The 12668-nt window shown below is 62.6% G+C and carries 13 protein-coding genes and 2 pseudogenes; 7 read left to right on the forward strand and 8 right to left on the reverse strand.

Translation table 11 applies throughout. The features are described from left to right. Positions 1-31 precede the first annotated feature (31 nt). Positions 32-76: pseudogene (locus AADA04_RS00860) on the forward strand (hypothetical protein); the annotation flags it as partial. 14 nt (positions 77-90) lie between these two features. Here the strand turns inward: AADA04_RS00860 and AADA04_RS00865 are convergent. After that, positions 91-1785, reverse strand: coding sequence for a RecQ family ATP-dependent DNA helicase (locus tag AADA04_RS00865; RefSeq protein ID WP_340691338.1), 1695 nt, complete (start codon positions 1783-1785; stop codon positions 91-93). A 334-nt stretch (positions 1786-2119) separates the two neighbouring features. On the opposite strand from AADA04_RS00865, the gene AADA04_RS00870 reads away from it, so the two are divergent. From AADA04_RS00870 to AADA04_RS00885, 4 genes are all read left to right on the forward strand, one after another. Continuing rightward, positions 2120-2374, forward strand: a complete 255-nt coding sequence (locus AADA04_RS00870) for a hypothetical protein (RefSeq protein ID WP_340691339.1) — start codon at positions 2120-2122, stop codon at positions 2372-2374. A gap of 114 nt (positions 2375-2488) precedes the next feature. Next, positions 2489-3184 carry a pirin family protein gene (locus AADA04_RS00875; RefSeq protein ID WP_340691340.1) on the forward strand — a complete coding sequence of 232 codons (696 nt, stop codon included), beginning with the start codon at positions 2489-2491 and terminating at the stop codon, positions 3182-3184. 86 nt (positions 3185-3270) lie between these two features. Beyond that, positions 3271-3750 carry a hypothetical protein gene (locus AADA04_RS00880; RefSeq protein WP_340691341.1) on the forward strand — a complete coding sequence of 160 codons (480 nt, stop codon included), beginning with the start codon at positions 3271-3273 and terminating at the stop codon, positions 3748-3750. Positions 3751-3882: 132 nt separating this feature from the next. After that, positions 3883-4197, forward strand: a complete 315-nt coding sequence (locus AADA04_RS00885; RefSeq protein ID WP_340691342.1) for a multidrug efflux SMR transporter — start codon at positions 3883-3885, stop codon at positions 4195-4197. Between the two features lie 3 nt (positions 4198-4200). Here AADA04_RS00885 and AADA04_RS00890 read toward each other — a convergent pair whose 3' ends face one another. Genes AADA04_RS00890 through queC form a run of 3 tightly spaced genes read right to left on the reverse strand, consistent with a single transcriptional unit; the run spans position 4201 to position 5926 of the window. Next, positions 4201-4620, reverse strand: a complete 420-nt coding sequence (locus tag AADA04_RS00890; RefSeq protein WP_340691343.1) for a 6-carboxytetrahydropterin synthase — start codon at positions 4618-4620, stop codon at positions 4201-4203. Beyond that, the gene (queE, locus tag AADA04_RS00895) at positions 4575-5222 is read right to left on the reverse strand and encodes a 7-carboxy-7-deazaguanine synthase (protein WP_340691344.1); all 648 of its coding nucleotides are present in this window, start codon (positions 5220-5222) and stop codon (positions 4575-4577) included. Before queE ends, AADA04_RS00890 begins: the two co-directional genes overlap by 46 nt. Further along, positions 5219-5926, reverse strand: a complete 708-nt coding sequence (gene queC / locus AADA04_RS00900; protein ID WP_340691345.1) for a 7-cyano-7-deazaguanine synthase QueC — start codon at positions 5924-5926, stop codon at positions 5219-5221. Before queC ends, queE begins: the two co-directional genes overlap by 4 nt. Before the next feature lie 223 nt (positions 5927-6149). Here queC and AADA04_RS00905 point away from each other — a divergent pair, with 223 nt between their 5' ends. Both AADA04_RS00905 and AADA04_RS00910 read left to right on the forward strand, forming a co-directional pair. Further along, complete coding sequence (locus tag AADA04_RS00905) at positions 6150-9014, forward strand: TonB-dependent receptor (protein WP_340691346.1); 2865 nt, start codon at positions 6150-6152, stop codon at positions 9012-9014. Positions 9015-9161: 147 nt separating this feature from the next. Continuing rightward, positions 9162-10292 (forward strand): PQQ-dependent sugar dehydrogenase, encoded by a 1131-nt coding sequence (locus tag AADA04_RS00910; RefSeq protein ID WP_340691347.1) that lies wholly within the window; start codon positions 9162-9164, stop codon positions 10290-10292. A gap of 3 nt (positions 10293-10295) precedes the next feature. Here the strand turns inward: AADA04_RS00910 and recR are convergent, their stop codons facing one another. From recR to AADA04_RS00930, 4 genes and pseudogenes are all read right to left on the reverse strand, one after another. After that, complete coding sequence (gene recR, locus AADA04_RS00915; protein ID WP_340691348.1) at positions 10296-10907, reverse strand: recombination mediator RecR; 612 nt, start codon at positions 10905-10907, stop codon at positions 10296-10298. 51 nt (positions 10908-10958) lie between these two features. Next, on the reverse strand, positions 10959-11867 hold the full coding sequence (locus AADA04_RS00920; RefSeq protein ID WP_340691349.1) for an alpha/beta hydrolase-fold protein: 909 nt from the start codon (positions 11865-11867) through the stop codon (positions 10959-10961). Positions 11868-11875: 8 nt separating this feature from the next. Further along, positions 11876-12202, reverse strand: a complete 327-nt coding sequence (locus AADA04_RS00925) for a YbaB/EbfC family nucleoid-associated protein (RefSeq protein ID WP_340691350.1) — start codon at positions 12200-12202, stop codon at positions 11876-11878. A 17-nt stretch (positions 12203-12219) separates the two neighbouring features. Then, positions 12220-12668: pseudogene (locus tag AADA04_RS00930) on the reverse strand (DNA polymerase III subunit gamma/tau); the annotation flags it as partial.

The following is a 12668-nucleotide window of genomic DNA, read 5'->3' on the forward strand; positions in this document are numbered from 1 at the left end:
GCTGGCAGACCTGTCAGGCCGCGACCAAGACCTGTTCGATGCCCTCCGCCTCTGGCGTACCGACACGGCCAAGGAACGCGGCGTGCCGCCCTATGTCATCTTCCATGACCGCACATTGGCCGTGTCGGTACGCCAGAGGCGGAGGGCATCGAACAGGTCTTGGTCGCGGCCTGACAGGTCTGCCAGCGCGGCGGCGGAGGCCACACTGCGCGATTTGGACGGCTTCTTGCGGGTGGCGGTTACATCTTCACGCAGCATCAGGGTGCGGTCACCTTTGAACAGGGCCCGGGCGGCCTCGCCGTCGGGCACGATGATGCAGGGGCGCATCGTGTCGCCGCCCTCGGCCAGCAGGCCGTCGAACAGGAGCGCATCGAAGACGCGGTCCCAGCCCGGCTTGGCGAGGTCTTTCCCCACACCGAACGTCGACTGGGTGGAGAGGGTTTCGTCGAAGCCGTCTTTCGTGGTGCCCATCAAATGGAGAATCAGGCGGCCGCGCCCGACCTTCTGGCCGCAACGGATGACGGCGGAGACGGCCATCTGGGCCCAGCGGGTGGCGTCATGCATCTGGCCCGGCTCTGACGTGCAGACATCGCAGACGCCGCAGGGCTCGACTTTCTCTTCACCGAAATAGCGCCGGACGGCACCGCGCCGGCATTCATCGCCATTGAAGAAGGCAAACAGCTGGCGCGTCTTGGTGAGCTGGACGCGTTTGACCTCTTCGGGCGCATCGCCCTGATGCGTCCATGACAGGGAGCGGGCCATGTCTGACGGGCCATAAAGCGCGACGCCTTCGGCAGGTTCGCCATCGCGCCCTGCCCGGCCGACTTCCTGCCAGTAGGCTTCCAGCGTCTTGGGCGGATCGGCATGGATGACGAAGCGCACGTCCGGCTTGTCGACGCCCATGCCGAAGGCGACCGTGGCGCACATGACAAGGCCGTCTTCCAGCAGGAAGCGGCGCTGGCGCTCCTGGCGCACATTGGCGTCGAGACCGGCATGATAGGCCTGTGCGGGCACGCCGGCGCGGACGAGCGCCTCGGCAACCTCTTCCGTGCCCTTGCGGGTGGCGGCGTAGACGATGCCGGAGACGCCGCCGCGTGCCTTGACCAGCTGGACGACGCGGGCCGTGCGGCCGCCGCCCTTGGGCTCAGCCGAGAGGGTGAGATTGGGGCGATCGAAGCTGGCCACGTGCAGGGCCGGATCGGTCAGCTGCAGCTGGGCGAGGATATCATCGCGCGTGCGCGCATCGGCCGTGGCGGTCACGGCGAGGCGGGGCACGCCGGGGAAGAGTTCCCGCAGGCGGCCGAGGGCGCGATAGTCGGGCCGGAAGTCATGGCCCCACTGGCTGACGCAGTGGGCTTCGTCGACGGCGATGAGGGAGATGTTCATGCCTGCAAGGCGCTGGGCGAGATTGGTGCCGAGGCCTTCGGGCGAGACATAGAGCAGGTCCATCTCGCCGCGCTCGGCTGCCTCGAGCGCCTCAGCGCGGGCAGTGAAGTCCATCGAGCTGTCGAGCCGCTCGGCCCGAACGCCGACCTGTTTCAGGGCGTCGACCTGGTCTGACATGAGCGCGATCAGGGGCGAGACGACAATGGCGCAGCCGGGCCGGATCAGCGCCGGGATCTGGTAGCAGAGCGACTTGCCGCCTCCGGTGGGCAGGACGGCGAGGGCGTCGCGGCCCTCAAGCACATCAGAGATCACGTCTTCCTGCAGGCCGCGGAAGGCCTTGAAGCCATAGACGCGCTGCAGGATGGCGCGGGCATCCGTGATCTGGGGGCTGGGAGGCATGTTTTGTGTTGTGGGGCTGCGGGTGAGTCGGGGCAAGCCTGTTTTGATCCGATAGGCAGTTGACCCCCACCCTGCTCAGGGCAAACGCGCGTTCGATTTTGGATTGAACGTCAGGTTGAACAGCCCCATGTCAAACAGGAAAGGGGTTGCTGACATGCCCGACCCAGACAGGCCGGCCCGGGACCGCGCCGCACTCCAGCGGCTTTTGCGGCGACGTGGCCGGCGGGGGAAAGCCGGGGCGAACCCAGAGACAGAGACCAAGATTCACGCTTGGCATTCGAGTTACTCTTTCAGGCCGGGCAGCAGCCATTCAGGGAGCGGGATAGTATGGACCGTGCTAGGGATCCTTGCGGCCCTGTCCGCTCCTGTCTGGATCACGGTACTCTGGACTGCTGTTGATCATTATGAGGACCCGCATGCGACGGGCGCCGTAATTCTTCAGACGATCGTCGTCGGTTGCATGCTCCTGATCATCGCGACGATACTCATTGCGCCTGTTCTGATGATCGCCTTGTCTCTGGGAGGCGCCTGGGAAAGCCGACGCGAGCGACGCGGCAAGCCAGTAAAGGCATCTGGCGAGGAGACATAAGATACGCTCTGCCATGCATAAAGCGCATAAAAGTGATCCATGCCCCGCCCTACACGGCATTTCGGGCGATGCCATATTGTCTCCAACGCAACACTTACCGAACGGAGCATGACAATGATTGATATCAGACGTTTCGAAAATCTCGGTCGCTTCAGCAACGAGTGGCTGAACGCCAATTACCATTTTTCCTTTTCCGGATACGATGATCCGCGCCGCATGGGCGAAGGCGCCCTGCGCGTGTGGAACGATGACACGATCCAGCCGCATACCGGCTTCCCGCCGCACGGCCACCAGTCGATGGAGATCATCACCTATGTCCGCAGCGGCGCGATCACGCACAAGGATTCGCTGGGCAATCACGGCCGTACCGAAGCGGGCGACGTGCAGGTGATGAGCGCCGGGAACGGTGTGCAGCATGCCGAGTGGAACGAGGAAGACGCGGCCACGACGCTGTTCCAGATCTGGATCCAGCCGCGCTCTGCCGGCGGCAAGCCCGGCTGGGGCGCGCGCAAGTTCCCGAAAGGCGACCGCTCGGGCAATTGGGCCGTGCTGGCCTCCGGCGACGGCGCCAGTGACAGCCTGGTGATCAACCAGGACGCCAGCGTACTCGGCGCAACCCTGAAGGCCGGCGAGACGCTGACCTATGAGGTGAAAGCCGGGCGGCACGGCTATCTCGTGCTGGCGGCCGGATCGGTGCGCCTCAATGGCGAGGTGCTGAATGCCCGCGATGGGGCAGCGGTAACCGGCGCGCAGAGCCTTGAGCTGGAAGGCGTGGACGACGCCGAAATCGTCTTTGTCGATACGGTCTGAGCCTCGCGCTCTCACAGCGCTGTGACTTCAGGAACGGGCAGCAGCATGGTACGCTATGGACTTGGACCATTCAGGAGGATGACCCGATGAAATATGCACTGGCTGCTGCCGCAACGGCCTTGCTGATCGCCCCCGGCGCATTGGCCACCGAAATCGATGTAAGCTACTCGCCGACATTCGAGGAAGCGCTCCAGGACGATTACGGCGTCAGGGAAGGCACTTACCTGATCGAGAATGTCAAAGAAGACCTGATGCGTGAATTCGCAAAGTCCGGCCTCGAAGTTGATCATGTCACTGTCACGATCGAACGCGCCATGCCGAACAAGCCGACGATGAAGCAACTCGGCGACCGGATGGGCCTCGATTATGGCGGCTCGGTCAGCATTGGCGGGATGGAATTGTCCGCCACCGCATATGATGCCAGCGGCGCTGAAATGGGCAGCCTGACCTATGACTGGTTCGAAACCGACATCCGCAATGCCGGCGTGACAACGTGGGGCGATGCGAAACGCGCCTCCGACCGGTTTGCCCGCAAGTTTGCGAAGGCGCTGCAGGAAGCAACCTGACCGGTCGGCAATTCGGGCGATGCCACCTTTACACGGCGCATGCATCTCCCATATGCGCAGGGCATGAGGGACGACCCTCATTGCCTGTTTTTTTCCTGCCGGGACGACCCGCCAAATGCCGGAGGGCACCAGATGGCCTGGGTCTATCTTTTCGCTGCGGGACTTCTTGAAATCGGATGGGCCGTCGGCCTGAAACTGGCGGACGGCTTTACACGGCCTGTGGCAAGCGTGCTGACCGTGGCCTGCATGATCGCATCGTTCGCTTTTCTCAGTCTGGCCTTGCGAGACCTGCCCTTGGGCACGGCCTATGCCATCTGGACCGGGATCGGCATCGTCGGCACGGCGTTGCTGGGCATTTGGCTGTTCGGCGATCAGGCTTCGGCGATGCGTCTTGGCAGTATCGCCTTGATCATTTCGGGGATCGCGGGGCTGAAACTCGTCTCGTGACGCCTACAGAACCAGTTCGCAGCGCTCATTGAGGCTGGGCCGGGCCACTGCGACGCGGGCGAGGCCCGGCAGCGCCAATGAAAGGTCTGCCGCTGCCCAGAGGCAGATGCGTTCCAGCGTCGGCACATCGAGACCGTCGATATCGTTCAGCAACCTGTGATCGAGCTTGGCCGCCGTGGCCTCGATCGAGGCGGTCAGGTGCGAGAAATCCTCGACCCATTGTTCGCCCGGTTTGACGATGCCGGAAACGGTCGCTTCCAGAAGGAAGGAATGGCCGTGGACATTGCGATAGGGATGGCCTTCAGGCTTGCCGCCCATGTAATGCGCCGCTTCGAAATTCACCGATTTGGTGATCGCGAAGACGCGGCCTTCCGGTGTCAGGGAAGCCCGATCAGTTTGTGGGTTTGCAAGCTCAGTCGCCATTGGGGATTCTTCATACAATAGGTCGTTGCGCCCTGCAGGTTCCGGGCCGCGTTCGGATCGTCCTTCGGTTGCAGGAAAAAGTGCGTAAAGTCCAGTTGCGAGAACCGTTCCGGCTGCGCTTCGGGCTCGATCTGCGGGTAGACGAGTTTCAGCTCATTCCCGCTTGTCTGGACGAGAGGGGCATTGGCCTTCGGGCTGACGCATATCCAGTCGAGGCCTTCTGGCGCGGCCAGCGTGCCATTGGTCTCGACGCCGATCTCGAAGCCCTCGGCCTTGAGGGCCGCGATCAGGGGCGCGTCGAGCTGGAGCAGCGGTTCGCCGCCGGTGCAGACGACATAGGCGGGGCGCGCGGCGCCGGCTTCGGCTTCCCAGATGGCCCTCACGTGCGCGGCGAGGTCGGCCGCCGCGCGGAACTTGCCGCCATTGAGGCCATTGGTGCCGACGAAATCCGTATCGCAGAAACGGCAGACCGCTTTTTCGCGGTCGCGCTCAAGGCCGGACCAGAGATTGCATCCGGCAAACCGCAGGAAAACGGCGGCGCGGCCTGTCTGCGCGCCTTCGCCCTGGAGCGTGTAATAGGCTTCCTTGACGGACCAGGTCATGCGGCGGCCCGCCAGCGTTGCCAGCCCGAGGCGCGCAATTCGCAGGCCGGGCACGTGCCGCAGCCATAGCCCCAGTCATGCCGGTCGGTGCGGTCGCCGAGATAGCAGGTATGGGTCTCTTCGGTGACGAGGTCGACCAGCGCCTGCCCGCCGAGGCGCTCGGCCATGGCCCAGGTCTCGGCCTTGTCGATATACATCAGCGGCGTTTCGATGCGGACGGCGGAGTCGAGACCGAGCTGGAGCGTCTGCTCCTGCGCAGCGAGCGTGGCGGCACGGCAGTCAGGATAGCCGGAATAATCGGTCTCGCACATGCCGCCGACCAGGACATCGAGCCCCCGGCGATAGGCGAGCGCGCCGGCCAGCGTGAAGAAGAGCAGGTTGCGACCGGGCACGAACGTGGACGGGAGGCCCGCCTTGGTCGTCTCGATTGCGACGTCATCGGTCATGGCGCTGTGGCCGAGGCTTTTGAGGACACTCGCGTCCAGCATGTGGTCGGGACCCAGCCGCTCGCCCCATGCGGGAAAGCGGTCGCGAATCACTTCGAGGAACCGGGTCCGGCATGTGAGTTCGACCCTGTGGCGCTGGCCATAGTCGAAGCCGACGGTCTCGACACGCGAATAGCGCGACAGGGCGTCGGCGAGGCAGGTCGCTGAATCCTGTCCGCCGGAAAAAAGCACGAGTGCCGATATGTGATCCTGGTTCATTGCGGGGCTCTATCAGCCCCTACGTAAAGGACCAAGCCGCCAGCGTTACATTTATGACACCTGCGTCAGAACAAATGCATGACGGTCTTGTAAACATGTTGACAACACCCCCTCACTCTATTTGTGATGGGTGCTGAAGTTGTCCCGCCAATGAGGACACTCGGTCAAATATCACAATTCGCGGCCTGCCATCCCGACGGGCCCGAGGGGAGGAAAATTCAGAATGACACGGAAAATAGACTCGAAAACCGTCTTGCTTGCGAGCGCATCCGCACTCGCAATCGGGCTGTTCGGTCAGGCCGCATGGGCGCAGGAAACCGACGCACCGGAATCGACCCGTACGCTGGCGACCGTCACGGTCACCACGCAGAAAACCGAACAATCCATCCAGGATGTTCCGATCGCCGTTTCGGCCTTCGATGAAGATGCCATCAATCGCCTGCAACTGACCGGCGGCGCCGACCTCGTGAAAGCCGTTCCGAACGTGTCATTCACCAAGGGCAACTTCACAGGCAGCAACTTCAAGATCCGCGGTATCGGCAACGACGCCGTTGCGCAGTCTTCCGATGCCGGTGTGGGTATCCACCAGAACGACGTGCCGCTTGGCGCCAACTTCCTCTACGAGCAGGAATATTTCGACATCGAGCGCGTCGAAGTCCTGCGCGGTCCACAGGGTACACTCTACGGTCGTAACTCGACCGGCGGTGTTGTGAACATCATCACACGCAAGCCTGTCTTCGGTGAATTCCAGGCAGATGCCGCGCTGACCTATGGCAACTATAACACGCTCAAAGGCCAGGGCATGGTCAACGTGCCGATGGGCGACAAGCTTGCCCTGCGCGTTGCAGGCGCCATCACATCGCGCGACGGCTATACCGACAACACGGTGACCGGCAATGACGTCAACGGCCGCGAACTGTGGTCGCTGCGTGCGACCCTCGGTTTCGAACCATCGGACAATTTCCGTGGTTGGCTGTCCTATGAGCACTTCGACGAAGATGACGACCGGACCCGCGCCGGTAAGCAGCTTTGTAAGAAAGACCCGACCAAAACGAGCTTTGCCGGTATACCGATCACCGGTCTCGACACGCTCGTCACATCGCTCGGTTGTCAGGAAGCGCCGCTCAGCGACAGCTATGACCGCGTGAACTCTGCCGGTACGCTCGGTGGCGGCCTGGCGATTGTTGCCGGCCTGCTGAACGGCGATGCGTTCACCAATCCGCTCGATCCAAACCTGCGCAACATCGAATCGGCGCTTGATCCGGTTTATAAAGCTCAGCAGGACCTCTACACGCTCAAGCTGGAACTCGACATCGGTGACAGCCTCAAGCTGACCTCGCTGACCAGCTACAACGAGACAGACCAGGTCTCGGTCGACGACTATAACAAGATTGCTCCGACCGTAGCGTTCAACGCGGCTGGCGTTCCGCTTGGTAATCCAGCGCTTGCGCCCCTTTACCAGGCGCTGTTCCCGGGCGGTGTCGTGTCTGACCCGCAACTTGGTGTTTCGAACCTGTTCCGCACGTTCGATATTTCGGGCGGTGCTACCGAAACGACGACCCAGGAATTCCGCCTTCAGTCCGACTATGACGGTCCGTTCAACTTCAATCTCGGCATGATCTTTGTCGACGGCGAAGCGATTGATCCTCAGGACAACCAGGCTGGTTATTATGTGCTGTCCAACTCATTGTCGGCTCTCACCCAGCTGAACAACGCTCTGGGCGGCGCCATCTTTGGTGGCTTGACACCGCTGGATACAGTTAACCCGGATGATGACGGCAATGTGCTGAATTCAACGGAAGGCTTCGGTCGGAACTATTTCCGGTCACTGTCGCCTTACCGCCTGAATTCGAAAGCCTTCTTCGGCGAAGGTTACTATGACGTGACAGACGAGCTGAAATTCACGCTCGGCCTGCGCTACACGAACGATGAAAAAGAGCAGGATATCGTGCCTTCGGCCCTGTTTGTTCCGACCTCGGCCCTGCCGGAAGCAGGCGTCCCAACCGGCTTGCTCAAGGCTGACTTCCAGGAAACGACCGGTCGTATTGGTCTTGACTGGTCGCCGAACCTTGGTGCCACGGATGACACGCTGGTCTACGCGTTCTATTCCAAGGGCTACAAGGGTGGCGGTCTGAACCCACCACAGCCAGCCGGTGCCAACCTGTTCCCGCAAACGTTCGAGCCGGAATTCATCGACGCCTTTGAACTCGGCACGAAGAATACGTTTGCCAACAATACCCAGTCGCTCAACCTGACCGCCTTCCACTATGATTATCAGGGTTATCAGATCACCCAGATCGTCAACCGGACGTCGGCCAACTTCAACGTTGACGCCAAGCTCAGCGGTCTCGAAGTCGAGTACCTCTGGACACCGGCAGACAACTGGCTGCTGACGGCAAACCTTGGCCTGCTGAATTCCGAACTGCAGGGCACGACAGGTATCGATGTGCTCGACCGGACGAATGGCGATCCGAACTTTGTCGCGATCAAGAACGCATCGTCCTACTCGAACTGTGTCGTCTCGGCTCAGGGCTATGCCACTGTGCTGGGGGCGATCCAGGGCGGCCTGCTCAGCAATGGCGACTCACGCGGACTTTGCGCAGGTGCCTTTGCAGGCAGCGAAGCCGGCTTCGGTCTCGGCAACGTGACCTATACCGACGGCAATGGTGTGACCCAGACGATCGGCGCGCTGACACCGTTCGACGGCATCTCCAAGGACCTGGACGGCAACTCGCTGCCAGGCGCTCCGGAAATGACCCTGAACCTGGCCGCCGAGTACACGTTCAACTCGTTCCGCAATTCGAACTGGGACATGACCGTGCGCGGCGACTTCTACTACCAAGCCGACAGCTACAGCCGCGTCTTCAATACGCAGCGCGACGAGCTGGACAGCTGGACCAACCTCAACCTGTCGGTTGTGTTGGCCAATGCTGAAAATGGCTGGGGCGTCGAAGCCTTCGCCAAGAACATCACCGACGAAGAGGTCATCACGGGTGCTTACCTGACTGATGACAGCTCGGGTCTCTACACCAACGTGTTCCTGACAGAACCTGCCCTCTACGGCATCACGGTCCGGAAATCCTGGTAGTTCAATCCAAATCCGGCGCGGGCTGAAAGATCCGCGCCGGCGCTTAACTGGGGGCAGCTCGCAAGAGCTGCCCCTTTTTTGTTTGGTTCACGCGCCGCAGCAGACTATCCTTGACTGAGACATTCCAGAACAAGGACTTGAGCCCTCATGCGTCTTTCATATGCCAGCCTCGCGACCGGCCTGCTCCTCGCCGCCTGCGGCAGCGCCGCCGTCCAGACGCCTGACGTCGCCAGCGACATCCATGTGACACTGACACCGGTCGTCACAGAAGCAGAGTTTCCATGGGGGATGGTGTTCCTTCCGAACGGCGACATGCTGTTCACCGAAAAGGAAGGTGGCCTCAAGCGCGTGCCGGGCGGTGAGGGCACGCCCGTGTCGGTGAGTGGCCTGCCCGAGGCCTTTACAGACAGGCAGGCAGGCTATCTCGGCCTCACGCTGGACCCGGACTTTGCCGCGACCCGGCTGGTCTATATTGCCTATTCCAAGGGCACAGCCGAGGCCAATGGTGCCGCGATCATTCACGCCCGGCTCAGCGATGATGGAAACACCGTTGAAGAGGTGACGGAAATCTTCTGGGCCGACCGGCGCGACACGGCCCTGCACTATGGCTCACGCCTGCAATTTGCCAGCGACGGCACACTGTATGCGACGCTGGGTGAGGGCTTCAAATACATGGAACAGGCGCAGGACCCGAAGATCACGCATGGCTCGATCATCCGGATCAATTCGGATGGCAGCATCCCGGCGGACAATCCATTTGCCGATGGCGCAGTCGGCAACCCGGCTGTCTGGTCATATGGCCATCGCAACGCGCAGGGCCTCTATTACGACGCCGAAACCGACACGCTGTACGAAACCGAGCACGGCCCCAAGGGTGGCGACGAGTTGAACGTGATCAGGAAGGGCGCAAACTATGGCTGGCCCAAGATCACCTATGGCGTGAACTATGATGGCACGATCATCACCGACAAGACCGAAGCGGAAGGCATGGAACAGCCGCTGACCTATTGGGTGCCATCAATTGCGCCATCAGGCCTGACCAAGCTGACAAGCGACGTCTATCACGGCTGGAAGGGCGACCTGTTCACCGGCGGCATGAATGGCCCGGCCGGCCTGAAACTGGTGCGCATCGACATGGAGGACGGCAAGGTGGTGGGCCGCGAAAACCTTTTCGATGGTGAGTATGCGATCCGTGACGTGATCCAGGGGCCCGACGGGCACCTCTATGTCGCGACCAAGGACATGGACGGCATCTTCCGCGTGGATGTGGTCGAGTAGGCCCTAGGTCTTCACGTCACGGCGTGACCGGAGGGCGGCGGCCAGTGTGCCGTCGTCGAGATGATCGAGTTCGCCGCCAACCGGTACGCCATGGGCGAGTCGCGTAACGTCCGCGCCGGTCCCCTCAAGCAGGTCGGCGACATAATGCGCCGTGGTCTGGCCATCGACCGTGGCGTTGAGGGCGAGGATCACTTCCCGGATGCCGCCCGCCTGAACGCGTGACACGAGCGGGGCGATGTTGAGATCGTCAGGGCCAATGCCGTCAATCGCCGAGAGGACGCCGCCGAGGACGTGATAGCGGCCCCGGAACGCCCCGCCGCGCTCCAGCGCCCAGAGGTCCGGCACGTCTTCCACGACACAGATGATACCATCGTCGCGGCCCTCGGCCTGGCAGACGGCGCAGGGCTGGATCGTGTCGAAATTCCCGCAGATATTACACCGGTCGATCTTCTCGCCCGCTTCGCGCAGCGCGTCGGCCAGCGGCAGCAGGATCTGGTCCTTGCGCTTCAGCAGGAAGAGTACAGCCCGCCGCGCCGAGCGCGGGCCAAGGCCCGGCAGGCGCGCCATCAGTTCGATCAGGCGAAGGAGTTCAGGACCGGCAGAGCGTTGGGACATGGGGGCTCAATGGCAGGGAATGAGGCGGGCTGGCAAGGATTCGTTGCCGTGTCAGTCCGGCGTGGCGGCGGGCGGGACGCCGCCTTCGATCATGTACCAGGGCGCCGGGCCATAGTCATAAGGCGGGGTGGCGTAGAGCCAGCGCAGGGCATCGAGGGCGGCGGCGTGGTAGATGGTGGCGTGCGTGGCGGTGGCGCGGCGGTCGACATAAGTCCAGTCGAGGTTCTTGGCGGGGACGGCTGAAAGGGCAGCGACCAGTTCCTCCATTCCGGTCTGCATCGCGTCGCCCTCGTCGCCGATGGTGAGGTAGAGGCGGTGGTCCTTCTGCGGGGTGGCGGCGAGGCGCGCGGGCGCCGAAAGGGCGAGGGCCCGGTCATCCCACCAGAGGCTGGGACTGATACTGATATAATCGTCAAAGAGATCCGGCTGCGTCAGGAACGTGTCCGCGACGAAGAGGCCGGCGAGTGATTCGCCCATCACGGCGGTGCGGCCGCCGGTTTCGTAATGCGCGGCGACGAACGGCATCACCTCGGTTGCGATGAAGGCGCGGAATTTGGCGGCCTCCCCGGCGGTCGGGAATTCGACCGTGTAGCCCGGGGTGGCGGGCGACGGTGTCAGTTCGTTCTGGCGGTCCACGGTTTCGATGCCGACGACGAGCACGGGTTCAATGGTCCAGCTCAGCGAGGCGAGCTGGCCGAGGCCGGCAATGTGGGGGAAATCCTGCTCGAGTCCGCCGTCGGGTACATAGAGCACGTTCGGGGGCTGGCTCGTATCGCCATAGGTCGGCGGGACCTGCACATTGATGATGCGGTCGGCGCCGTAGATTTCGGAATGGATGACATGCTGGATGCCGATGACGATAGGCGTGCCTTCGGCCACGGGCGCAGGCGCGGTGACAGGCGGTGTCGCGCAGGCCGAGGCCAAGGCGGCCAAGGCGAGCGTCAGGACCCGGTTTCGCATACGGCGCTTCAGAATGGCAGCTTGAAGCCGGGCAGCATGCCGCCGCCGAGCCCCTGGGTGGCCGTCTTCATCGCGTCTTCCATGGCCTGGTCGAGGCGCTTGCGGGCATCCGAATGGGCCGCCTTGAGCAGGTCTTCGAGGATTTCCGGATCGTCGCCCATCAGGGATGGATCAATATCGACCGAGATCAGTTCGCCCTTGCCCTTGAGGCGAACGCGGACGAGGCCGGCGCCGGCGACACCGTCAGCCTCGGTGGCCTCGATCTTGGCCTGGGCTTCCTGCATCTTGGCCTGCATTTCCTGGGCCTGCTGCATGATCTTGGCGAGGTCTTTCATCGGGATGTTTCCTGTTTCTAGCGCCGGGCGTTCAAGCGGATAACATTGTCAGCCGGATCGTCAGTTTCAAGCGGCTCGGACTCGATGACGTCGATGATGGTGGCGCCCGGCAGGTTTTTCAGGGCAGCGGCGACCGCCGGGTGCGCTGCGGCAGAGGCGTGACGTTCCTCCCGCGTGCGGGTTTCCGACTGGCGAACCGTCTCGCCGCCGCCAGTGACCTGGGCCACGGTCCAGTCCATCTCGGTTTCGTATTCGAGGAATTTTTTCAAGCGCGACAGGAGGCCGGCGGGCGCATTCGGCTCAAGCTCGCATTCGAAATGGCCGGGCACGAACTTGCCGGGACGCAGAAAGCGTTCGAGTTCGACCTGGAGGTTCACTTCGCGCAATTCGTCGAGGCGGGCAATGATATCGGCAAAGCTTGCGATGCCGCCGGGATGGTGCGGCACCTCTTGGGGAGCGTCAGGCT

It is taken from the genome of Hyphomonas sp., from assembly GCF_037969335.1.
GTDB lineage: Bacteria > Pseudomonadota > Alphaproteobacteria > Caulobacterales > Hyphomonadaceae > Hyphomonas.

Bases quoted from the DNA above. Each gene is read 5' to 3' on its own strand.
- AADA04_RS00880 (WP_340691341.1), top strand. From the start codon at position 3,271: ATGAAATATGCACTGGCTGCTGCCGCAACGGCCTTGCTGATCGCCCCC.
- queC (WP_340691345.1), bottom strand. From the start codon at position 5,926: ATGAACCAGGATCACATATCGGCACTCGTGCTTTTTTCCGGCGGACAG.
- recR (WP_340691348.1), bottom strand. From the start codon at position 10,907: ATGTCCCAACGCTCTGCCGGTCCTGAACTCCTTCGCCTGATCGAACTG.
- AADA04_RS00905 (WP_340691346.1), top strand. From the start codon at position 6,150: ATGACACGGAAAATAGACTCGAAAACCGTCTTGCTTGCGAGCGCATCC.
- AADA04_RS00925 (WP_340691350.1), bottom strand. From the start codon at position 12,202: ATGAAAGACCTCGCCAAGATCATGCAGCAGGCCCAGGAAATGCAGGCC.
- AADA04_RS00865 (WP_340691338.1), bottom strand. From the start codon at position 1,785: ATGCCTCCCAGCCCCCAGATCACGGATGCCCGCGCCATCCTGCAGCGC.
- AADA04_RS00910 (WP_340691347.1), top strand. From the start codon at position 9,162: ATGCGTCTTTCATATGCCAGCCTCGCGACCGGCCTGCTCCTCGCCGCC.
- AADA04_RS00875 (WP_340691340.1), top strand. From the start codon at position 2,489: ATGATTGATATCAGACGTTTCGAAAATCTCGGTCGCTTCAGCAACGAG.
- AADA04_RS00885 (WP_340691342.1), top strand. From the start codon at position 3,883: ATGGCCTGGGTCTATCTTTTCGCTGCGGGACTTCTTGAAATCGGATGG.
- AADA04_RS00890 (WP_340691343.1), bottom strand. From the start codon at position 4,620: ATGGCGACTGAGCTTGCAAACCCACAAACTGATCGGGCTTCCCTGACA.
- queE (WP_340691344.1), bottom strand. From the start codon at position 5,222: ATGACCTGGTCCGTCAAGGAAGCCTATTACACGCTCCAGGGCGAAGGC.
- AADA04_RS00920 (WP_340691349.1), bottom strand. From the start codon at position 11,867: ATGCGAAACCGGGTCCTGACGCTCGCCTTGGCCGCCTTGGCCTCGGCC.